Raw genomic sequence first — 22,301 nt, 5'->3', positions numbered from 1 at the left:
TAAACCCCCGGGTCACGCTCCGGGTGGGGCGGCCCCCCCTCCCCGCCCCCCCCCCTCCACTTACGTTTATCGTGGCACCACCACTATTCTTCATGGCAATGAGCCGCGAGCCTCACAGCCCCAACTGTCCTGAGCCAAAAAGTGGCATATACGGCGTGAGATCAGCACGCGTACCTGAGTATGAGATGGTTCGCCTATCAACTTCGCGCCCCATCACAAGATCGAGCCATGTTTGGCCATCCATTTCCACAACATTCGGTGGGGTACCGCGTCGGTGATTGACTCCTTCGATTGCTTGGACAGCCCCGATCCAGGGCACACGGATTTCCACCGCATGACCTGGATGACGCTCAGCGAATTCTTCAAGCGCGAAACGCACAGCAGTGATCAGCGTCGGACGCGATACCTCTCCCCCATGCGCATAAGCTCGAATTGCTTCCATCCCCTCCTGCGAAGAAATTCGTCGTTTCATCACATGATTCCCTGTGCAAGCATCGCGTCCGCAACCTTCGTAAAGCCAGCCACATTCGCACCCACCTGGTAATCACCAGGCGCATCAACAGCATCTGCAGCTTCGAGCGCCGACGTGTGAATATTGCACATAATGTCATCAAGCTTGGCTTCGACCTGCTCAAACGACCACTGAGCAAAACCTGCGTTCTGTGCCATCTCAAGCGCCGACGTCGCCACGCCGCCTGCGTTAGACGCTTTGCCTGGCGCATACAACACGCCAGCAGCCTTTGCCGCATCGATCGCCGCATTGGTCAGCGGCATGTTGGCCCCTTCCGCGATGAGCTTCACACCACCTTTAATCAATGTGGCCATATCGGATGCATGAAGTTCATTTTGCGTAGCACATGGCAGGGCAAGATCAACCTCAGCGGCATCCCACACGCGCGCACCTTCACGATAAACAGCGCTCTTGCGTCGGTTGGCATACTCTGAGATACGTCCGCGCTCAACTTCCTTGATCTGCTTGAGGAGTGCAACGTCGATCCCTTCCGGATCGTAAACGCTACCTGTTGAATCCGAAGCTGTCACGGCTTTAGCGCCAAGAGCCTCAAGTTTCTCTGCAGCATAGATCGCCACATTACCCGAGCCTGAAATCGCAACAGTTTTCCCCTCCAGAGAGTCACCTGCGGTAGCAAGCATCTCACGCGCAAAGATCACCAGACCATAGCCGGTAGCCTCAGTGCGAGCCAACGAGCCGCCCCAATCGAGTCCCTTACCCGTGAGCACACCGGCTTCGAAACGGTTTGTAATGCGCTTGTACTGGCCGTAAAGGTAACCAATTTCGCGTCCACCTACACCGATATCACCAGCAGGAATGTCAGTGAGAGCACCAATGTGTCGGTACAGCTCAGTCATGAACGCCTGGCAGAAACGCATCACTTCGGCATCGGATTTTCCATGCGGATCGAAGTCAGAACCGCCTTTACCACCACCGATCATTTGTCCGGTGAGAGCGTTCTTGAAGATCTGCTCAAATCCGAGGAACTTGATCACTGAGAGATTGACTGATGGGTGGAAGCGCAAACCACCTTTGTACGGGCCGAGCGAGGAATTGAATTCGACGCGGTAGCCTCGATTCACCTGCACTTGCCCAGCGTCGTCGGTCCAGGCAACACGGAACATCAGTTGACGTTCGGGTTCGACCATCCGCTCAAGCACAGCTGCCTGAGCATATTCGGGGTTCTTCACAAGCAAGCCACCCAGCGAATCGACTACCTCGCCCACAGCCTGCACAAACTCCGGCTGCGAGCCATTTCTGCGCTCGATGCCTTCGATGATCTTTTCACGAATGTCCACTCGTCCTCCTTCTTAAACGGTTTCCGACGTTCAGCCTAAATCATCACTAGCTAATACGCCGAAAAAACCACATGGTGGGACGATTAATCGCGATCAGTCATGTCCAAGTCCGTCGTCGCCGCCCAGTCACGACGGGACGGCCAGACCAATCGTGGACAGCAGTGCCTCATCATTCTCGCGAACCGACGAGCGATGCTCTCTTCCCCACGCAAATGACGACGCTCAACCCGCTCACATCGAGGCTGTGTCTGGTGAAGAATCACAAAACTCCTTCAACAATGATTGCAACACTGTAAAGACTACTCAGCCTTTCCCTGACTATAGGCGCCTTTAGCCCGATTATCAGTGCTTCACGTCGCCACTCCGGTAGACTGACATCAGTTGTCGCGGCATCATGACCCGGCACGTCCAGGAAAGCCGAACGAAAGGATTCTCATGGCTTCCAAATGGTTGAAGGCCGCCGCGATCGCGCTCCCTGCAGCGCTTTTGTTTGGCGCATGTGACACAACCATGTCCATCAAACTGAACGAAGATCGCACTGCTGAAGTCGTCATGGATATCAATGACACCGACGGCGCGCTCACTAAGCTTGCTGGCGATCGAGTCAAATGCGACGCTTTCAAAGAGCAGCTGAAGACACAAGCAAAAGATCAAGAGACCAAAGTTGAAGACCTCAGCAACGGTGGCAATCTTCACTGCAAGCTCTCGGCCAAAGGCCCGATTTCAGCGTCATTCAAGGGCGAAGGCTTTAAAGAAACCGATACCTCCTACATTCTCGACGGTTCAAGCCTTGCCGGTCTGAAACAGAGTGATCTGAAGCAGATGAAGAACCTCCCCTTCCCGCTGAACATCAAGCTGAGCATCGAGATGCCCGGTGAGATTGTCAAGACCGAAGGTGATGTGAAGGTTTCGGGTAACACAGCCACCATCGAGGGCGTCGATGCCCTCGCTAAGGGATTCAAGGTTGAAGGTTACAAGACCGCTTCGATGGCATCACACATCGGCCTATGGATTGCGATTGCTGTCGGCGCTGCGCTGATCATCGCAATTGCGACTTGGCTGATGCTGGCTGCAAAGAAGCACAAGAAGAATAACGTCGGCACTGAAGCATACCAGGGGCCCGATACACTGATGAACGGTGCACCTGCGCCGACCTCATCCGTTCCTCCTGTTCCTCAGGCACAGCCGACCGGTCCCACTGGTGTCGCTCCGGCTCCAGCGACCCCTGTCATGCCCACCCAAAATGCCTCCGCGCCCATCCCGGGCGAGATTGCGGACGCTACACAGACCGAAATCTCAACCCCTCAGGCTCCTGAAGTTGATCATGGGGAGAAACCAGGGACTGTGATGGATGACGGCCAAGGAAACGATGAACGATGAACCGTTCCTCCGCTGAACACCCAGCGTTCCTTCGCTGAAATAGTCAGTAAATAAAGGTGTGGGCGACAGTTTGAAACTGTCGCCCACACCTTTATGAATGTGTTCGCTGAGTTAGCTCACTTCATCTTGGTGCCGGTGGAGCCGAGGCGCTCGCACGCTTCAACAACGCGGGCAGCCATGCCAGCTTCGGCAGCCTTACCCCATGCGCGCGGATCATACTTCTTCTTGTTGCCCACTTCGCCGTCGATCTTGAGGACACCTTCGTAGTTTGTCATCATCCAGTCCACAACTGGGCGGGTGAAGGCGTACTGAGTGTCAGTGTCAACGTTCATCTTGATAACGCCGTTGCGCACTGCGGTGGCAATCTCCTCAGCGGTGGAGCCGGAGCCACCGTGCATTACGAGATCGAATGGCGATTCCTTGCCAACCTTTGCACCAACCTCAGCCTGGATGTCACCCAGAAGCTCAGGACGGAGCTTGACGTGGCCGGGCTTGTAAGCACCATGCACGTTTCCGAAGGTCAGAGCGGTAATGTAGCGGCCGTTCTCGCCCATGCCAAGCGCTTCGATGGTCTTGAGAGCATCCTCAGCGGTGGTGTAGAGCTTCTCGTTGATTTCACCTACAACGCCATCTTCTTCGCCACCAACAGCGCCGATCTCAATCTCGAGAACGGTGTTCGCAGCCTTGGCCATGGCAAGCAGCTCCTTAGCGATCTCAAGGTTCTCCTCAAGCGGCACTGCCGAACCGTCCCACATGTGGGACTGGAAGAAGGGAAGACGGCCAGCCTTGACTTCCTCAGCTTCGAGTTCGAGGATCGGGCGGAGCCAGGAATCGATGTTCTGCTTAGCGCAGTGATCGGTGTGAAGCGCAATGTTCACATCGTAGTTCTTGGCGATCTCGCGTGCGTAAGCAACCATGGCGAGCGAACCAGCAACGCGATCCTTCACCGTGGAGCCAGACCAGTACTCAGCACCGCCAACCGACACCTGGATGATGCCGTCCGACTCCGCATCGGCGAAGCCCTTGATAGCTGCGCTCAGGGTCTGCGAAGACGTCACGTTAATAGCAGGGTATGCAAACTTGCCGGCCTTAGCGCGGTCAAGCATTTCGTTGTAAACCTCAGGGGTTGCGATAGCCACTTCAGTGAGCTCCTTTATCGACTATTTCTGACGCCTCTTATTATTCCACGCTTTGCTCCTCGCGCCTACACCTCAAAGTCCTAGATCCCACAGCGTCCTAAAATAGTGCTGTATTGGAGCCGTTACCCAAGGAGCGAACATGGTCATCGATACTGTTGAAGAAAGCGCGCAAGCTCTCGCTGATTTTCTTGACGGAAAGCGCACGATCGTCGTCTCGGGCGCCGGCACATCTACCGACGCTGGCCTGCCCGACTACCGTGGAACGGGCACCACTTCCGAGCCCTCAATCGACTTTGACATGTTTATGTCCGATCCGGCGTGGCGAGCGTGGGTCTGGCAACGCAACCACGAGACCTGGCGTCACATGCGCACACTGCAACCTACCGGAGCCCACCGAGCAATCGCCGCGTTTGAACGCGCAGGCCTCGTGACCGCAAACGCCACACAAAACGTCGATGGTTTGGATAAAAAGTCCGGACAACACCATGTGTGGGAACTCCACGGCTCGTTCGCCACTGTCGACTGTATCGACTGCGAAACGCGCTTCACACGCGAGGAATATGATGAGCTCCTCGTCGCCCTCAATCCTCACTGGCCACAAACCGACGAACTGCCCGTGATCCTCGCTCCCGCACGGCGCGCCGACGCCGATGCGTCAACTTTCCGTGTCGCTCCGTGTCCCAACTGCGCGGGTATCGTCAAACCCTCTGTTGTGTTCTTTGGCGAAAGTTTACCGGGGGAAGCGATGGACGGTGCCATGCGGGCAGCCACCGACGCTGACGCAGTCCTGGTGGTTGGCACCTCGTTGGTGGTGTCCACAGGAATGTGGGTCATGCGCCAAGGGTGGGCGCATGGAAGCCCGGTAGCAATCATCAATCGCGGCGCAACGGCTGGAGATCAGTTCGCCGATCTACGCATCGAGGCAGGTGCGAGCGAAGTTCTCACTCGCGCAGCGGAGATTTTAGGACTCTAACGCGCCGCTTCCCACCACGCATGGCAACCAGTGCTGACGCATCCACTCGTACTGGACCACAGCCGCCGCGGCTGCCACATTCATTGAACGGGTGGAACCGAACTGCTCAATATACACTTTCATTTGGGCGAGACCTTGAAGCTCGGGCGAAAGGCCAGTGGATTCTTGACCAAAAACCAGCACGCATTTTTCAGGAAGCGCCGTGGTCTGCAAAGGGGTGGATCCGTCCGTATTGTCCACCGCCACCACCGTATAACCTTCCTCGCGAGCCCACTGCTCCAAAGATGCGGCATCGGGATGGTTCATCACGTTCATGTAGCGATCAGTCACTAACGCGCCGCGTCGGTTCCACCGTTTCTTGCCAACGATATGCACACCGGCCACATTGAACGCGTTTCCCGTGCGAACAATCGAGCCGATGTTGAGATCATGGGCAAGGTTTTCGATCGCAATGTGCAGTGAGGTTCGAGTGGTGTCGAGATCAGCTTTGATCGCTTCCACACTCCAGTAGCGATATTTATCAATCACATTACGTCGGTCGCCATTTTCCAAAAGTTCGCGATCATAGCGCGGATCGTCTGGAAACTCGCCCTGCCACGGCCCGACACCGACAAGGACTTCTTTGTTGAAGTCAAAGCGCAAGGGTTCGTGTTCGGTTCCACCTGACGCCTCCGATGCAGGGTTCAGCTCCTCAGAGAGTGATGACTGGTTGGACTGTGTTGTCGAATCGGCACTCATGCTGACTCCTTCGCAAATGTGTCTTTTTCAATCGCAACGTAAAGCGGAAGTTCGCCCGTGATGTCAGCGTCGGCAGGGCGGACGTAACCAGGCCAACCGAGGACGGCGACAGCGAGGGGGTTTGCGCCTGCGCTACGCAGTCGTTGAACAAGCTCGCTGATCTGATCGGCGCTGGTAGCGCCGGTATCGATCACGACAACGTCGGCACCTGCGAGTCGTTCAGCACCGATTAACTCCTGCGACGCCTCGCGTGCGAGTGCCACGTGATATCCGAGCCCGCGCGAACCTGCAGCCGCCTGGACATGCATGGCAAGCAGACCAGCGCTGTCACCGATACCAGCGATCACCTGAGCTTCTTCAGGGCCAGCACCGTTTTCTTCGAGGAGGTCAAGAAGAACGTGTCCGGCGAGGGGACCACGTTCGGCGTCGAAAAGAATACGGGGAACAATCTCGCAGGCTTTGTTCAGCGGTGACATCGCAGAGATCATCGCCGCTTTGAGCGGATCGTTGGTGAACATCAGCTACCCTTTCGTGTCAATGGATGTCGAGAAGCGCGGCGCCATCACTGGCGACCAGATAGCCCCGGACCGGCAAACTTACGGACAAGCGAACGCGGCGCTGCTCGCAGGAGAGCGGCTGCCACTTTATACAGCGGCGTCGGCGTGGTGATGACGCGGCCGACGCGGGCAGCATGGAGTGCGCTGGCGACGACGTCGGATGGGTCAGCAAAGACAAAATCCGGCCACTGCGAGGCGTCTACGCCTGAACGCTCATGAAATTCAGTACGGATCAGGCCGGGTGTCACGGCACTGACGTGGACTGCGCACCCGGAGAGTTCCGCAGCGAGCGATTCGGTGAACGTGCGCAACCAGGCTTTATGCGCGGAGTATGTGCCTTGAGCTGTCAGCGAGGTGAGCGACGAGACATTAATGATTGCTCCGGCTCCGCGTTGTGCCATCACCTGTGCTGCTGCATGGGAGAGGACAAGTGGCGCGCGAACCATCACATCGAGACCTTCGAGTTCACGTTCGACAGACCCCCCAACGAAGTCCTGGCCCAGCCCAAATCCGGCATTGTTTACGAGCAGCCCGATTGGGCGTTCCTGATCGCGCAAACGGTTCGCTACCCGGGCAACGTCGTCGGCACGGGAAAGATCAGCCGGCAGAACTTCCACTTCCACACCGAGTGTGTTGTGAATACGCATGGCAAGGGTGTCGAGCCGCTGCGCATTGCGAGCCACGAGCACGAGGTCAGTGTGTTCGGCCGCTAGTTGCCATGCGAACTCAGCGCCGAGGCCGACGCTTGCGCCCGTAATCAATGCTTGTCCCATAGAAAATAGGGTACCGCGGATATGGGTGTGTACTGAACGCGACGGGTAGGGTTGTGGGTATGAAGATCGCAACGTGGAATATCAACTCGATCCGCACCCGCTGGGAGCGGGCTTTGGCCCTGCTCGAACGTCATGAGCTCGATATCTTGGCACTCCAGGAGATTAAGTGCAAGCCGGAGCAGTTTCCTCTGGCCGCTTTTGAGGACGCCGGCTACCATGTGGCAGCTCACGGCCTCAATCAATGGAATGGTGTCGCACTGATTTCGCGACTTCCGCTCGATGACGTTCGCACGTCCTTCCCTGGCCAGCCAGGCTTCACAAAAGGCGAAGTGGCCGGAACCGAACGCGAAAACGTAGGGTATTTGGACGGGCCACTCGAAGCACGCGCGATCGGAGCACATATCAATGGGGTGGACGTGTGGAGCGTCTACATACCAAACGGACGCGCGATTCACGACCCCCACTACCGCTATAAGCTCGACTTTTTAAGCGCACTGAAAGACACCGCCCGCAGCTGGCTCGAAGACAACGCCGACGCACAATTCACGATCGTCGGCGATTGGAACGTCATCCCCACCGACGCCGACGTGTGGGACCCGGCCGCCATGGACGACGGGCTCTACCTCACGTCAGCCGAGCGCGAGGCATTCTTCGCGTTTGAGCAGGTAGGACTGACAGAGATGAGCCGTGGCTTCGCCACAAACTACACGTATTGGGATTACCAGCGTCTGCGATTCCCCAAGAACGAGGGCATGAGGATCGACTTCCTTTATGGTTCACCAGCACTTGCTGCGCGTGCAATAGCAGGAGAAATCGACCGCGACGAACGCAAAGGAAAAGGCGCCTCAGATCATGTACCGGTGATCGTGGAGTTTGAATAGGTTAGGCATCGCCTGACTATTCGACCGAGACTGCGGGTTAAACAGATAAAAAATGGGGTTGGGCCGTGGAATTGCTCCAAGACCCAACCCCATTTTTAGTATTGATCAGGAGTTGCGGCGATGACGCGGCGAGTATGACGTGGTCATCAAGCCCAAACCACCGAGAATAGCTGCCAGGGAGAGACCTGCAGCGAGACCGGTCGAAGCACCCGTGTTCGGGAGCTGCTGTGCGGGCTTCTCAGTCTTGTTTGTCTTCTTCTGAGGCGACGCGGAGGTGTCCTTCGGAGCAGGCTGAGGCGACGCGGAGGTGTCCTTCGGAGCAGGCTTCGGATCAGTCGGAGCAGGCTTTTCCTTCTTCGGTACGTCCGGAACCGCAGGCTTTTCCTTCTTCGGTACGTCCGGAACCTCAGGCTTTTCCTTCTTCGGCACGTCCGGAACCTTCGGATCAGCCGGAACCTTCGGGTTAGCCGGCTTAAGCGGCATCTGCGGTACCTGGCAAATCTCAAGGTCCTTCGACAGCTTCAGTTTGGTTTCCATCGCGGTAACGCGATCCTTGGCAACCACAAGTTGGCCTTCAGCAGCCTTCACTGCTTGAGCAGCCTTCACGATCTCCGGAGCATCCATGTTCAGGGCACCAGCATTATTGGCATTTGTCTGCGCAGAGGCCCAAAGAGCAAGCTTGACATCCGGATCGCCAGCATCCAGCGATTCCTTCAGGGCTGCGTTAAACTTTGCAGCCAAAGCCTTTGCATTATCCAGTACCGCCTTCAGTGCGCTTGAATCACCAGCGGCGATCGACTTCTTGTTCGCTTCAGCCATCTTGTTGTAGAGCTCGCCCACTTTATCGAAGGCGGCGACGGCGTCGTTGTAGGTGTGAAGAGCCTCTTCGGCGGCCTCATCCACGGCCAGCGCAGCATTGTAGGCAGCGAGTGCATCCTCAACAGCTTTATCCAGGGCAGCTACCTGCTCGTATGCCTTGTTAGCCTCTTCAGCAAAAGCATCAGCCTTGCGCTTAACTTCCTCCAACTTTACCAACTTCTCGCGAAGCTCCTTGACATCAGCCTTGTCAGCATCTGCCTTTGCTTCTTTCAGCCGCTCCTCAAGAGCCTGAACAACTTCGCTTGCACGAACAGCACTGTGGTTCAAAGTCTTCCGAGTAGATTCAAGTGTAGGAAGTTTTTTCGCAGCTTCAACTGCTGCGATCCGGCTTTCTCCCCAAAGCTTGCGCTTCGCACTCGTTTCCCCTGCGGCAGCAATTGAAGCATTGTTTTTCTTTGTAAAAGCCTCTTTAAGCGCTGCCACACGATCCTTGGCACTTTTGGCATTATTCTCAGCGGCAGTCAGCTCTTGTTCAAGCTGCCGTTGGATTTTATCCTTTTCACGCCATAGCAAATCGGCTGCTTTCTGCTTTTCCTCCAGCTCTTTCTCATTCACGCCAGCAGCATCTTGCTGAGCCTGTTTCACGGCAGAATCGGCTTCCTCAACCTGCTTCTCCCAAACGGAAAGGTCATTGTTGTGGTTTGCCTTGGCTTTAGCCAAATTCTCCTTAGCCTCGGCCAATGCAGCTTCAGCTTGTCCAGCTTCTGTTGACCATTTTCTTTCGCTTGTTTGGCGACAACGCTAGCTTGCCACGCTTTCTCTTCTTCTGAATGAGCAGCACGATACGCTGCATCCGCCTTTGATTTGTCTGATTCAGCCTTTTTAAGAGCCTCTTCTCCATTTTCAAGTTCAGTAGTTGCTGACGCCAATTCTTCATCGGCCTTCTTTTCAGCTTTGACGGCGGCATCATATTCTGCCATCAACTTTTCAGCCTGAGCGATTGTCTCCTCAGCCTTCGTCACGGCTTCGTGAGCAGCGGTCGCATCATCGTCCGCCTTTGTCAAATTTTCCTTCGCCTTCGCAAGCGCATCCTCGGTATCCACGACTGCCTTATCCTTGGCAGCGGCGTCCACAATAGCCTCACGCATCTTCTCAACGCGCTCACCGGCAGCGATAGCGTCCTTGTTTGTCTTATCGCGCTTAGCCTTGCGAGCCTCGGTCTTCGCAGCAATAGCTGCCTTATTCTTCTCTGAAAGATCCTTACGAAGAGCATCGGTATCGACAGCAATCGCAGCCTTGTTCTTCTCTGAAAGATCCTTACGAAGAGCATCAAGGCTGATTCCTTCAACACCCTTTGCGGCGGCCTTCCACGCATCATACGCAGCCTGAGCTTCAGTTTCGGCTGCTAGTGCCTTATCAAATGCAGCTTGTGCACGATCAACCGGAGCCGACTCAGTCGCAGCCTTCGCAGCCTTGTATGCCTGATCGGCAGCAACAGCCTTGTCGTAAGCAACGCGAGCGGCGTCAACAGCACGCTTAGCAGCATCAACAGCACGCTGTGCTTTTTCACGCTCTGCAGCGATGGCGCCATCATGCGCCGCCCGAGCTTCCTTCAGAGCCTTCTCAGATGCTGCAAGTCCACGCTTCGCCTCAGCAAGCATGGTTTCAGCGGCTTTAAGTTGATTGAGCTTCTCGGTGGCTCCAACACATTGAGTGTTAGCTTCGGACAATACTGCCTCTGGAGCCGCAACCGCAGTTCCTGCAGTTCCAGCCACCACTAACACAGACGTCACAGCACCTGAAAGCGCACGATTATACATTTCACTCCCTTGGAAGATCACCTCAGGGAACATCCCCTTGAGCCTCTTAAACACGTTGAGAGGCTATGGTGTGCATACCTCCCAATTCCCTAATTTTAGCAAAGCTCCATGTAAATTTTCAGCATTCTTGCAATGAGAGGCTACTTACTTTAGCCCTGTTCACTGACTGTTTTCGCTACTCCTCCCTCTTTTGACCGATGAAATCACTGAAAAAGTTGTCATCAGCATGAGGGGGAGGGCGAGTTTACTCGCCCTCCCTCCCTCATGAATATTGTCAGTTACCAAATGCTGGGATCACAGCACCATCGGCGTATTTCTCCTTGATGAACTTTGCAACCTCTGGCGAATGCAGGAGATCATCAAGCTTCTTCACCGCGGCCTTCTTCTCAGCTGGGACATCAGCCTTCCAGGCAAGGAAGTTAGCGTAAGGATTGTCCTTACCCTCTTCAACTACGATCGCATCCTTCGATGGTGTCAAGCCACCTTCCAATGCAAAATTGCCGTTAATCACCGACGCATCCACTGAATCGAGAGTACGCGGAAGGTTCGGCGCCTCAATCTCCTGGAAGTGGATCTTCTTCGGATTCTCCGCCACATCGTGAATCGTCAGATCCTTCTTATTCTCGTCCACCTTGATCACGCCTTGCTTGGCAAGCAACACCAGTGCACGAGCTTGGTTCGCCGGATCATTCACAATCGAAATCGTGGCACCTTCAGGCAGATCCTTGAGATCTTTTACCCGCTTCGAGTACACAGCATACGGTTCGATATGGATGCCTTCACCATGCTCAAACTTGTAGCCGAACTCCTTCTCCTGAGCTTCGAGGTAAGCGAGATGCTGGAAGTAATTCGCATCAAGCTGGCCATTCTCCAGATTCTTGTTCGGAAGCACATAGTCGGAGTATTCAACAATGTCCAGGTTCAATCCAGCTTTCTTGGCAAGGTTGTCCTTGACAAACTTGATGATGTCACCGTGCGGAACCGGGCTCACACCTACTTTAAGCGTTACGGTTCCGTCCGCGTTCTTCGTCGTCCCTGTCGACGACGACGTTCCGCACGCGCCCAGCGCAAGGGTAGCAGCAGCGAGAGTAGCAACGATGGCAAGTTTGCGATTCATGATTAATCCTTTGCAAATAATAAAGAGGGACATATCCCGAAAGTTTGTGTGGCCACGCCTAGGCGTTTGCGGGCGAGCCGATACGTAGCCGCAGTCGCGGCGCGAAAAGATAAGCGGATCCCGCTGTACAGTGCGGCACTGCAGCCGCGAATTTCCCGGTATGTCTCTCAGCGGTGGTCGACATACCGGCTCAGCATGTCTCCAACCATCTGGATAATCTGCACAATCACAACGATCACAACGATCGTGATCACCAAAACGTCAATCATGTAGCGGCTATAGCCATAGTTATAGGCCAGACCCCCCAAACCGCCGCCACCAACTGCGCCACCCATTGCGGAGTAACCTACCAAAGTGATGAGCAAAACCGTCACCGACTGAATAATCGACGGCATTGCTTCTCGCACTTGTCGCCACAGAATTGACCAACCCGTCGCACCCATCATCTGCAGACCTTCAATCTTGGACGGATCAACTGCCAGCATGTTCGATTCCACGAGGCGCGCAAAGAATGGCACGGCCGCCACCGTGAGCGGAAAAACCATACCCTGCCAGCCAAGATTCGTTCCCATAATGATGAGGGTCAACGGGAAAAGCACAATGAGCAAAATAATGAACGGAATCGATCGCCCAAGATTCACAATGAACCCCAGCAAACGATTGATCACGATGTTCGGCGCAATCCCCTCTTTACGGGTTGCCACCACAGCCATACCGAGCGGCACGCCGAGCACCACCGTCGCCAGACCAGAAATCCCCACCATGAGAAGGGTCTCCCAGATCGACCACGCCAACGATTCAGTAATCGCCGGGTTATTCAACCACATCTGATCGCCCATCAGGCCGCCCTCTCCTCAACATGCGCTCCGCGCTGGCGAAGCTCCTGCGCAAACCGTGCGGCCGATGAAGTCGGCACAGACAGAACCAGGCGCGCAACCTGTGCTTTGCCCACGGTTTCAAAACGCCCCGAAGTCACGTCAGCACCCTTGTCAGCTGCAAATTCAAGAATTGCTGAAGCCGCAGGCTGACCAGGAGTTGCGGAGAAAGCCACGTCCAGGAGCGTTGTTTGCTCAGCGACGACGTCGGGAGACACTCTCGGAGGTGGCACAAGTTCTGCGCCCAGGCGCGAGGTGACGTCGGAGACGACCTCTTCAACCCTGCCGGTTTGCGCAATTTTACCGTGGTCAAGCATGGTGACGTTGGTGCAGATTTCGCGTACGACTTCCATTTCATGGGTGATAATGACGACGGTGACGCCGGTGCGCTCGTTAATCTCCGAGATCAACTGCAGAATCTGGTATGTGGTGGCCTGATCAAGAGCCGAAGTCGGCTCGTCACACAGGAGAACCTTCGGGTTCGCCGCAAGGGCTCTGGCAATCGCAATGCGTTGACGCTGTCCCCCCGAAAGCTGTCTAGGGTAAACATCGCCACGGTCAGGAAGACCAACAAGTTCGAGGAGTTCAGCCGCGCGCTGACGGCGCTGCATCTTCGGTACACCTGCGATCTTCATTGGATAAGCGATATTTTGAGCGTTGGTCAGCGAATCAAGGAGGTGTCCGCCTTGGAACACCATGCCGATCGCCCGGCGTGCGTGGCGAAGTTCTTTCGTCGACACAGCAGCTAAATCTTGACCATCTACGATGATCCGACCCGACGTCGGCCGCTCAAGAGCCGTCAGGCAACGAATGAGAGTAGATTTTCCTGCACCCGATTCGCCTACAATTCCGTGGATCTCACCAGGAGCAATCTCAAGCGAAATACCGTCAAGTGCCATAACCTCGGGCGTGCCAGAGTAAACCTTGGTGACTGAATCGAGTGTGATCATTTCTTCCTCCATCGGTCCTAGCTGTAGCACCGCTCTTGCGCGGTTGCTGTAGCGTCATCGAGCTAGGTCTCTCAGCTACTCTTGATGGTCAAGTGAGCTCCACCTTAGGCACGTAATCGGAATGTGTCAAGATTTCGCCGCTTCGCGTCCACATGATGGACGTTCGCGTCGGAGGTGCAGGAGCCAGGGCTGGCACGCCAGCCGGACTAGCTGTTAGCAGGCACGCATCGCGTTCGTTAGCGCTGGCCAGTTCGCCGCGTGCACCTCACCCCATGGCTGTGCTCCCACAAAGACTCCAGCTTTTCCCACATCAGGATCCACAAAAATGAAGGAGCCGGATTGTCCAAAATGCCCGAATGTACGCGCAGAGAAGTCAGAGCCGGTCCAGTGCGGGGCCTTATGATCTCGAATTTCGAGGCCGAGCCCCCACTGACAATCCGTCTGCCGGCCGTATCCCGGAACCACACCGGAAAGACCAGGAAGGAAAGGAGTGCTAGCAAGTTTAGCCAGTTCAGACGGCAAAAGAGTGGGATGCAGGAGCTCAGCAGCAAATTTCGCAACATCGTCCGCACTACCACGCGCATCCTTCGCAATCGAACCGTCGAGCGTCACCGTCGCCATACCGAGAGGCCCAAAAAGCGCGGCGTGCATCCACTCTTGCGCACTGATGCCTGTTTCGTTTTTGAAAACCGTGGCCAGGAGATCATAGCCGTAGTTGGAGTAGATGCGTTTGGTGCCGACGCGAGTGATCGGCGCACTCGGATCGGGGCCAACCCCGGAAGCATGTGCGAGGAGGTGCGCGATAGTGGAACCTTGAGGTCCTGCTGGTACATCAAGCGAGATTTTCCCTTGAGAAACGGCGATAAGAATTGCCCACGCCGCCATGGGCTTCGTCACTGATGCCAGAGGAAACACCTGATCAACATCCCCACACATAGCGTTCACGCCGTTGACATCGAGCGCAATATACGCATGGTCGAATGGAAAGTGGTCGCTCGTCAAAGGAAAGGTACGCATGTATGTGATTCTACCGCGCCACACACACGTATCAGCCACAGGTGATATCACCCTCCAGCTCATGCCTTCGCGTGCGAGACTTAACTCATGAACGAAAACCTCACTCCCCCGTCGCACATGTCCGCCTCGAACAACACGGTGCTTTTTCCACAGGAAGTCATGAGAGAAATTGACGCCTGGAACAGCGTGCCCAATACAGGTCACACCACACATTCCGCAGCTGATTACGCGAGATATGTTCGCCACGCGGGCGAGGACGCCCTCTTTAAGGGACGCAAGGATGCACACCTGACGGCGTCGGCGATTATGCTGAGTGAAGATTTGTCGCAAACGCTCCTCGTATTCCACAAAAAGGCACAGATGTGGCTTCAGCCGGGTGGTCACCTGGAAGAAGACGATCTATCGCTGCGCGAGGCAGCTTTGCGCGAGGTGCGCGAAGAAACCGGCGTCAGCGATTTCGTCGGCGTTATCCCGACGCCGGCCGATATCAACGTTCACCAGCTCGGCGACGGTTTCTCGCAGTGCCGTGAGCATTGGGATATTGGATTCGCCGTGATCGCGAGCACGCAGGCTCGCCTGCACATCTCTGACGAATCAGCCGGACTCCGCTGGTTTGCTGTGGACGCACTCCCCCAAGACACCGACGTCGCACCGCGTGTCGCTGCAGCGATCAGCGCAGTGCGACGCCACCACTCGGAGCGCGCATAACGCTCAGACGAGAAACGGGGGCGGGCGCCTCACACACTAAGCGCTCAGCCTTCGTTTTCGTCAATTACCTCAAGGAATCCGCGCATCTTCGCATCGCGTGTCTCAGCGCGTGCAGTGAAGCTCGACTCATTGTTTCCGTAAGTCTGTTCGACTTGACGGTAGACCTCGTCCATATGGGTAAGATCAGGTTGGAGCGGCGCAAGCGTGGTATCCCAATCCCCGGCGATCGCTTCGATGAGTTTGCGCATCCCTCCGGTCGGTCCGCCACCAAGTCGGTTCGCTTCGAACGGGCCGACAGCTGCGTAACGCAGTCCAAGCGAGTGGCGCACGATCCGGTCAAGATCTTCGACGTCGATTACGCCTTCCTGAACCAGCGCGATTGCCTCCCACATAACGACTTTCTGGATCCGGTTGCCCACAAATCCGTTGATCTCCTTCTTCAAGCGTGAAGGATCGAAGCCAAGTTCGCGGTAGATTTCCATCGCACGATCCACAATCTTCGGCTCGGTATCCTTTCCTGGAACCACTTCAAGCACTGGCATGATCGCGGGCGGAGTGAAGGGATGCCCGATAAGAATCCGGTGTGCATGTGGATTTCCTTCAGCGATCTTTGAAGGCAAAATCGCCGACGAGGAGCTAGCTAAGACGACTCCCTCGCCTGTCAGTTCCCCAAGTTGCATGAAGAGTTCACGCTTAGCCTCAAGGTTCTCTGGTCCAGCTTCCTGAACGAAATCCACGCCTTTTGCTGCCGTTTCGAGATCGGTGAAAAAAGCACCGCGATCACCAAAATTCTCTTTGACCACGTGTGCTAGTTCGGGGCGCACATCAACAATGTGGACGTCCCATCCCGCGTCAACGAAACGCTGCGCAAACGACATTCCGATCAGACCGCCACCAACAATGAGTGCAGTGCTCATTCTTCCCATCTCCATTCGTTACTGAACTTCGCGAAAGCGACGCCTTCGTGCTCTCTTTCAGTGTATTCCTTGCGGCTCATGTGGGTTGGCCATCTGATCACAAGAACACTTCTTGGAACACCAACACACATTGTTGCTCTGAGCGCCTTATGACTGGTAGGCATGGATTTTCTGGAGTCAGTGTCTTGCTTACTGCTATTTTCTGGAGTCAGTGTCTTGCTTACTGCTATTGCGAGCGTGCTAATTCTTGAATCACTTTCAACAGCATTTGACCAGTATTACGCGAGGAAGCGTCGCCATCATCAGCCTGGTGGATGGTGACCGCTCATTGTGCGAATGGTCGCCGTACTAGTTGAAATGACATCGAAAAAGTGCCTGGCGTCGAGAAAACACACCCGACGCCAGGCAACCTGTGCACAAACTGCATCACTGAACGCGCAGCCTCAGCTCGTGGCCATCACGGCCAAAGCCCAGAGCGTTTGCACCCTTCATCTCAAGCGCGGACGTATCGAGTTCAGCAGGCTCCACCACCACGGTATCGCCGTCGACCACCTCACCCGCAAGAAGCATACGTGCGAGCTGATCGCCGATTTCGCGCTGGATGAGTCGGCGCAACGGACGTGCACCAAAAGCAGGAGAATACCCACCAAAGGTGAGGACATCGCGAGCATCCGGCCTCACTTCGAGCGTGACGCGCCGATCTGCAAGACGCTTGGCAAGCTGAGCCACCTGGAGCTCGACGATTGTGCCGATCTCGCCCACCGAAAGTGGCTCGAAAACAATCACGTCATCGAGACGGTTAAGGAACTCAGGCTTGAAGTGTCCATGAACTGCTGCCATGACAGCCTCGTTCTTGGCGCTCTCATCCATGCCCGGATCGACAAGGAACTGCGAGCCGAGGTTCGAGGTCAAGATGAGGATTGTGTTGCGGAAGTCCACCGTGCGGCCTTGTCCGTCAGTCAAACGTCCGTCGTCGAGCACCTGAAGCAGAATATCGAAAACTTCCGGATGAGCCTTCTCGACCTCGTCAAGCAAGATCACCCCGTAGGGGCGACGGCGCACTGCCTCAGTGAGCTGACCACCCTCTTCGTAGCCCACATACCCCGGAGGAGCACCAATGAGGCGCGCCACCGAGTGACGTTCGGCGTACTCAGACATGTCAATACGGACCATCGCGCGCTCGTCATCAAACAAGAGCTCCGCGAGCGACTTGGCTAGCTCCGTCTTGCCGACGCCAGTCGGTCCGAGGAACAGGAACGAACCGGTAGGACGATTCGGGTCAGCAAGCCCCGAACGGCTACGGCGAACCGCATCCGCGACGGATGCAACTGCACGCTTTTGGCCGATCAAACGCTGTCCGATGAAGTCCTCCATCTTGAGTAGCTTCTCGGTTTCACCTTCCATCAAGCGACCAACCGGGATACCCGTCCAGGCGGAGACAACTTCGGCGATACCGTCAGCGTCCACTCGTTCAGCGATCATTGGCTCGCCACCCGACGATTGTTCAGCAGCCTCAGCCTGCGTAATCTGGCGCTCAACCTGTGGAATCTCACCATTTTGCAAACGGCCAGCATCCTCGTAGCGCCCTTCACGCAAGGATTTCTCCAACTGCGTGCGCAACTCATCGAGTTTCACACGCAGATCGCCGACCTTGTTGCGCCCGGCCTTTTCCGATTCCCAACGCGCGTTGAGCGAGGCAAGCTCCTCACTCTTGTCCGCGAGTTCGGCGTCGAGCTTCTCCAGTCGATCCTTCGCACCGGCGTCGAGATCCTCCTCGGTGTCTTCGAGGTAGGACTTCTCCATCTTCAATCGGTTGACCTGGCGTTGGAGGGCATCGATTTCTTCTGGCGAAGAGTCGAGTTCCATCCGTAGACGTGAGGCCGCTTCGTCGATCAGATCGATCGCCTTATCGGGCAGTTGACGCTCGGTGATATAACGATCCGAGAGGGTCGCAGCAGCAACGAGAGCGCCGTCGGAAATCGTCACCTTATGGTGTGCCTCGTACTTCGGCGCGATACCGCGCAAAATTGCCACGGTATCTTCCACACTCGGTTCACCAACGTAGATCTGCTGGAAACGACGTTCGAGTGCAGGATCTTTCTCGATATGCTCGCGGTATTCGTCGAGCGTAGTTGCACCGACGAGCCGCAGCTCACCGCGCGCGAGCATTGGCTTGAGCATGTTTCCAGCATCCATTGCGCCATCGCTGCCGCCACCAGCGCCGACGACGGTATGAAGCTCATCGATAAAAGTCACCACTTCGCCGTCGGACTGCTTGATTTCTGCAAGTACAGCCTTCAAACGCTCCTCGAATTCGCCGCGGTACTTTGCACCTGCCACCATCGAAGATATGTCGAGGGAGATCAGACGCTTGCCGCGCAGAGATTCGGGCACATCGCCGTCGACGATACGCTGGGCGAGACCCTCCACAACCGCGGTTTTACCGACGCCAGGCTCACCGATCAGAACAGGGTTGTTCTTCGTGCGGCGCGAGAGTACCTGAACGACGCGGCGAATCTCGGAATCTCGTCCGATGACCGGATCAAGCTTCCCTTCACGAGCCATCTGGGTCAGGTCAGTGCCGTATTTTTCGAGTGCCTTGTATGTTCCTTCCGGATCTGCGCTCGTCACCTTTGCTCCTCCGCGCACCGCCGGAAGCGCCGAGGCGAGTTGATCGCGTGTCACTCCGGCTGCGCGCAACAAATCGCCCGCACCAGAAGCCGACGAGGCCAGCGCCATGAGGAGATGCTCCGTTGAAATGAACGCATCTCCGAGGGCGGTTGCCTCCTTACCAGCGTCAGCAAGGACGAGGGAGAGATTACGCGAAGCCTGCGGCTGCGCCACCGTATTTCCCGACGACGACGGCAACGCAGCAAGAGCTGCGGATGTTCGCTGCGTGATCGCATTACGGTTTGCGCCGACGGCGTCGAGCAGACCATTTGCTACTCCACCTTCTTGTTCGAGCAGAGCGGCGAGAAGGTGGACGGGTTCCAACTGCGGGTTGCCCGCCACCGTTGCCGCTTGGATTGCACTAGCGAGCGCTTCCTGCGACTTGGTTGTTAATTTATCCATGGATTCCTCCGAAATCTTTCCCGCGCTTTTACGCGGTATTGCTTTGTTCCATCATAAAGAACGCCTCTGAAGTTGAGTCTATTCCACTCAAGAAAAGATGTAAATAGCGTCATCAGATACATTCTCCAAAGTATTACCTGTTGCACTCAAGTGCATTTTTGCACTAGAGTGCAACATATGACAAACACGACGCAGCCGATAACCCCCGATGTGATCAAAAGCAACCAGCCAGCAGACCACCCGTGGCATGAAGAAAAATATTTAGCCCGGCGTCGGGAGATTTCACGCGCCGCAATCACCTTGGCAGAGCGGGCCCAGTCGATCGACAACGTCTCTATTGACGACATCGCCAAAGAAGCCGGCATCTCAAGGCGAACGTTCTTCAACTACGTCCCCTCGAAAATGGCCGCGCTCTTGATGCCGTACTTCATTGCACGTTCGACTTACATGGGGATCGCTCTGAGCCAGCCGGAAAATGTCAGCGCACTTGATGCAGTCCGCGCCGGGATCGAAGGAGCAATCGAGCGGACAGAAGATTTTGATTTAGCAGCTCGATCCGAACGGATCTTAGATCGTTACGTTCATGCGGCAGGCTCTGGCGGAGAAATTCCCAACGCCGAAGCAACCCGATCGCATATTGACGCACTTGAACGCAATCTTGCTACTCGCCAGGGCGGTGAGAGCCCCATCGAGCGATCACTCATTATGTCACTCGGAGATCAGATCCTCCGGCTTGCATTGCGTTCACAGCTTTCATCCGACACGACACCACCCGCCGACGTCGTTAACAAAGGATTCGCTTTTCTTTCACGGTAATGACGCGGCGCGATGCCTTACTGACACTCGCTTTTCTTCGAGTCCGCCTGCACAACCGGCATAAAAACTTTCGCCACCTAACGGCGATTTTAGAAATGGATACCCACATGACAATCAAAAATCCGTGGCAAGCTCTTGCCACCGTGGTTCTCGGAGTCAGCTTGATCGTACTTGACGGCACGGTCACCTCTGTCTCGCTTCCCACAATCATTTCCGATCTGGGACTCACGCTCACGCAGGCACAGTGGGTGTCGTCACTGTATACAGTGGTGTTTGCTGCCCTCCTCCTTCCACTCGGCACCCTTGGTGATCGAATCGGACGGAAGAAAATTTTTATCGCGGGCCTGGTGGTCTTCGCAGCGGCATCAGCCCTGGCGGCAGCGTCACGCACACCTGGGCTGTTGATCACTGCGCGCGGATTGCAAGGTATCGGCGGAGCACTTGTTCTCCCCTCCACCCTGTCCACAATTAACGCAATTTTCCGGGGAAAGAAACGTGCTACTGCATTCGGGCTTTGGGGAGCTGCAATGGCTGGCATGGCCGCCATCGGTCCACTGCTCGGTGGATGGTTGACGACAGACTTTACCTGGCCATGGATCTTCCTCATTAACGTCCCCATCGTGATCATCCTTGTCCCGTGGGCGATGTGGGTACTTCCTGAAAATGCGGGAGCACGCGAGCCGATCCACATCGGTGGCGCTCTCCTTTCTACCGTTGCATTTGCGCTGATCGTCTTCGGATTGATCGAAGCCACCACCTACGGCTGGTTCACACCGAAGTCCGCACCCATCTTCGGCTCATTTACGTGGACTCATGCGATTTCATTCTCAACAACTGCACTGATGCTTGGCGTAGCACTCCTCGCCGTATTCGTGATAAACCAAGTGACGCGCAAGCGCGCGGGTAAGCACGTGCTGCTCGACTTCTCACTCTTTCTCATCCCCACTTTCCAGCGCGGCAATATCGCGGCACTCACCGTCGCCACAGGCGAATTCGGCGTGCTGTTCGCGCTGCCGCTGTTCCTCGTCAACGTACTTGGCTTATCTACGATGCATTCTGGATGGGTTCTGTCAGCTCTAGCTCTGGGAGCCATCATCTCCGGCGGTGCTGCCCGCCATATCGCACGAGCCCTCGGCTCTGCCGCGACAGTCGCCCTTGGCTTGGCAATTGAAGTAATCGGCATTGCTGTAACGGCACTTGTGGTCACACCAACAATCTCTCCAGTTCTCCTGGCAGCCTTGCTCGCTTTCTACGGATTTGGTACCGGACTAGCCTCAGCACAGCTCGCATCCGTGGTGCTTGAGGAAGTTCCCGTTGAAAGCTCGGGCATGGGATCAGCTACACAATCGACGTTCCGACAAATTGGCTCTGCAATTGGCGTGGCACTCGCTGGGACAGCAATGGCGGCAAGCCTCGATTCACATCTGCCAGGAAAACTCGAAGACGCCGGCGTGCCGTCACAGGCAGTAGCTGGAATAACAAAGGCAACCATCGATTCTGCCGGCGGTGCGATTGAGGGGCTTGCCCAGGGCAATCGTCAGGTACTCGATGTGCTTCATTCTGCATTCTCCAACGCCACTGTGACCGTGATGCTCACCTGCGGCGCCTTCTTACTGGTTGGTTTCATTGCTTCTCTCTTCCTCCTCAAAGCCGACCGCGCACACCAGAAAAGGACACGCGCAGGCTGGACCATTGGAATGTCCGAGAAAGAATACGACTCTCACGACAGCGTCGGCCACATTTCTCCACAACCAGCGCACACCAAATCAACCGACGTCGGGGCGCACTAGTCCGCGTGCGTGAGGGAAGCAAGAGACATCTCCCGACCTCCAGCTTCCCTCATGCTCATTGAAAAAAATCGCTCAACAGTTCCCGATGTTCCTCCGCGAGCGCATCTGCGTCAGAGTCAAGCCATATTCTCAATATGCCTTCAAGACATC

Annotated in this window: 21 protein-coding genes and 1 riboswitch; of the genes, 7 read left to right on the top strand and 14 right to left on the bottom strand. The window is 55.8% G+C overall.

Going from position 1 to position 22,301, the window contains the following annotated elements:
- Window positions 1–112 precede the first annotated feature (112 nt).
- Window positions 113–472, bottom strand: coding sequence for a sterol carrier family protein (locus tag ACTOVJ_RS06780; RefSeq protein ID WP_449501805.1), 360 nt, complete (start codon window positions 470–472; stop codon window positions 113–115).
- Window positions 472–1,809, bottom strand: a complete 1,338-nt coding sequence (gene gdhA / locus ACTOVJ_RS06775; protein WP_449504308.1) for an NADP-specific glutamate dehydrogenase — start codon at window positions 1,807–1,809, stop codon at window positions 472–474. Before gdhA ends, ACTOVJ_RS06780 begins: the two co-directional genes overlap by 1 nt.
- Before the next feature lie 74 nt (window positions 1,810–1,883).
- Here gdhA and ACTOVJ_RS06770 point away from each other — a divergent pair, with 74 nt between their 5' ends.
- Together ACTOVJ_RS06770 and ACTOVJ_RS06765 are read left to right on the top strand one after the other, a co-directional pair.
- Window positions 1,884–2,105, top strand: a complete 222-nt coding sequence (locus ACTOVJ_RS06770) for a hypothetical protein (RefSeq protein WP_449504309.1) — start codon at window positions 1,884–1,886, stop codon at window positions 2,103–2,105.
- Window positions 2,106–2,244: 139 nt separating this feature from the next.
- Entirely contained in the window at window positions 2,245–3,189 is a 945-nt protein-coding gene (locus ACTOVJ_RS06765; RefSeq protein ID WP_449504659.1) for a hypothetical protein, read from the top strand.
- 116 nt (window positions 3,190–3,305) lie between these two features.
- Here ACTOVJ_RS06765 and fbaA read toward each other — a convergent pair whose 3' ends face one another.
- On the bottom strand, window positions 3,306–4,346 hold the full coding sequence (gene fbaA / locus ACTOVJ_RS06760) for a class II fructose-bisphosphate aldolase (RefSeq protein WP_449501865.1): 1,041 nt from the start codon (window positions 4,344–4,346) through the stop codon (window positions 3,306–3,308).
- Window positions 4,347–4,467: 121 nt separating this feature from the next.
- Here fbaA and ACTOVJ_RS06755 point away from each other — a divergent pair, with 121 nt between their 5' ends.
- Window positions 4,468–5,301 carry a Sir2 family NAD-dependent protein deacetylase gene (locus ACTOVJ_RS06755; protein ID WP_449503477.1) on the top strand — a complete coding sequence of 278 codons (834 nt, stop codon included), beginning with the start codon at window positions 4,468–4,470 and terminating at the stop codon, window positions 5,299–5,301.
- Here ACTOVJ_RS06755 and ACTOVJ_RS06750 read toward each other — a convergent pair.
- Genes ACTOVJ_RS06750 through ACTOVJ_RS06740 form a run of 3 tightly spaced genes read right to left on the bottom strand, consistent with a single transcriptional unit; the run spans window position 5,290 to window position 7,369 of the window.
- The gene (locus ACTOVJ_RS06750) at window positions 5,290–6,039 is read right to left on the bottom strand and encodes a TrmH family RNA methyltransferase (RefSeq protein WP_449503476.1); all 750 of its coding nucleotides are present in this window, start codon (window positions 6,037–6,039) and stop codon (window positions 5,290–5,292) included. The genes ACTOVJ_RS06755 and ACTOVJ_RS06750 overlap by 12 nt on opposite strands.
- Window positions 6,036–6,557 carry a type I phosphoribosyltransferase gene (locus ACTOVJ_RS06745; RefSeq protein ID WP_449504312.1) on the bottom strand — a complete coding sequence of 174 codons (522 nt, stop codon included), beginning with the start codon at window positions 6,555–6,557 and terminating at the stop codon, window positions 6,036–6,038. The genes ACTOVJ_RS06750 and ACTOVJ_RS06745 overlap by 4 nt, the downstream gene beginning before the upstream one ends.
- Before the next feature lie 44 nt (window positions 6,558–6,601).
- Window positions 6,602–7,369, bottom strand: a complete 768-nt coding sequence (locus ACTOVJ_RS06740) for an SDR family NAD(P)-dependent oxidoreductase (RefSeq protein WP_449501812.1) — start codon at window positions 7,367–7,369, stop codon at window positions 6,602–6,604.
- A 59-nt stretch (window positions 7,370–7,428) separates the two neighbouring features.
- Here ACTOVJ_RS06740 and ACTOVJ_RS06735 point away from each other — a divergent pair, with 59 nt between their 5' ends.
- Window positions 7,429–8,250 carry an exodeoxyribonuclease III gene (locus ACTOVJ_RS06735; protein ID WP_449504313.1) on the top strand — a complete coding sequence of 274 codons (822 nt, stop codon included), beginning with the start codon at window positions 7,429–7,431 and terminating at the stop codon, window positions 8,248–8,250.
- A 105-nt stretch (window positions 8,251–8,355) separates the two neighbouring features.
- On the opposite strand, the gene ACTOVJ_RS06730 is transcribed toward ACTOVJ_RS06735, so the two are convergent.
- The 6 genes from ACTOVJ_RS06730 to ACTOVJ_RS06705 all read right to left on the bottom strand — a co-directional run bounded on the left by ACTOVJ_RS06730 (window position 8,356) and on the right by ACTOVJ_RS06705 (window position 14,848).
- Window positions 8,356–9,789: a coiled-coil domain-containing protein gene (locus ACTOVJ_RS06730; protein ID WP_449504314.1), complete on the bottom strand. Its 1,434-nt coding sequence runs from the start codon at window positions 9,787–9,789 to the stop codon at window positions 8,356–8,358.
- Window positions 9,711–10,943, bottom strand: coding sequence for a hypothetical protein (locus ACTOVJ_RS06725; RefSeq protein ID WP_449504315.1), 1,233 nt, complete (start codon window positions 10,941–10,943; stop codon window positions 9,711–9,713). The genes ACTOVJ_RS06730 and ACTOVJ_RS06725 overlap by 79 nt, the downstream gene beginning before the upstream one ends.
- Window positions 10,944–11,163: 220 nt before the next feature.
- A complete protein-coding gene (locus ACTOVJ_RS06720) occupies window positions 11,164–12,006 on the bottom strand; it encodes a MetQ/NlpA family ABC transporter substrate-binding protein (RefSeq protein ID WP_449504316.1) in 843 nt (280 codons plus the stop codon).
- Between the two features lie 167 nt (window positions 12,007–12,173).
- Window positions 12,174–12,845: a methionine ABC transporter permease gene (locus ACTOVJ_RS06715; protein WP_449503471.1), complete on the bottom strand. Its 672-nt coding sequence runs from the start codon at window positions 12,843–12,845 to the stop codon at window positions 12,174–12,176.
- A complete protein-coding gene (locus ACTOVJ_RS06710; protein ID WP_449504317.1) occupies window positions 12,845–13,831 on the bottom strand; it encodes a methionine ABC transporter ATP-binding protein in 987 nt (328 codons plus the stop codon). The genes ACTOVJ_RS06715 and ACTOVJ_RS06710 overlap by 1 nt, the downstream gene beginning before the upstream one ends.
- A 5-nt stretch (window positions 13,832–13,836) precedes the next feature.
- Window positions 13,837–13,922: riboswitch (SAM riboswitch) on the bottom strand.
- A 122-nt stretch (window positions 13,923–14,044) separates the two neighbouring features.
- Window positions 14,045–14,848: a serine hydrolase domain-containing protein gene (locus tag ACTOVJ_RS06705; RefSeq protein WP_449504318.1), complete on the bottom strand. Its 804-nt coding sequence runs from the start codon at window positions 14,846–14,848 to the stop codon at window positions 14,045–14,047.
- Window positions 14,849–14,935: 87 nt separating this feature from the next.
- On the opposite strand from ACTOVJ_RS06705, the gene ACTOVJ_RS06700 reads away from it, so the two are divergent.
- Entirely contained in the window at window positions 14,936–15,556 is a 621-nt protein-coding gene (locus tag ACTOVJ_RS06700; protein ID WP_449504319.1) for an NUDIX hydrolase, read from the top strand.
- A gap of 44 nt (window positions 15,557–15,600) precedes the next feature.
- On the opposite strand, the gene ACTOVJ_RS06695 is transcribed toward ACTOVJ_RS06700, so the two are convergent.
- Both ACTOVJ_RS06695 and clpB read right to left on the bottom strand, forming a co-directional pair.
- A complete protein-coding gene (locus ACTOVJ_RS06695; RefSeq protein ID WP_449504320.1) occupies window positions 15,601–16,473 on the bottom strand; it encodes a 3-hydroxyacyl-CoA dehydrogenase NAD-binding domain-containing protein in 873 nt (290 codons plus the stop codon).
- A gap of 426 nt (window positions 16,474–16,899) precedes the next feature.
- Window positions 16,900–19,545: an ATP-dependent chaperone ClpB gene (gene clpB, locus ACTOVJ_RS06690; RefSeq protein ID WP_449504321.1), complete on the bottom strand. Its 2,646-nt coding sequence runs from the start codon at window positions 19,543–19,545 to the stop codon at window positions 16,900–16,902.
- 177 nt (window positions 19,546–19,722) lie between these two features.
- On the opposite strand from clpB, the gene ACTOVJ_RS06685 reads away from it, so the two are divergent.
- Together ACTOVJ_RS06685 and ACTOVJ_RS06680 are read left to right on the top strand one after the other, a co-directional pair.
- Window positions 19,723–20,361, top strand: coding sequence for a TetR/AcrR family transcriptional regulator (locus tag ACTOVJ_RS06685; protein WP_449501822.1), 639 nt, complete (start codon window positions 19,723–19,725; stop codon window positions 20,359–20,361).
- A 107-nt stretch (window positions 20,362–20,468) separates the two neighbouring features.
- Window positions 20,469–22,151 (top strand): MFS transporter, encoded by a 1,683-nt coding sequence (locus ACTOVJ_RS06680; RefSeq protein WP_449504322.1) that lies wholly within the window; start codon window positions 20,469–20,471, stop codon window positions 22,149–22,151.
- Window positions 22,152–22,301: the final 150 nt, after the last annotated feature.

It is taken from the genome of Arcanobacterium sp. (ex Cirak et al. 2026) (assembly GCF_053585065.1).
This window is presented reverse-complemented; position numbering and strand designations above follow the sequence as displayed.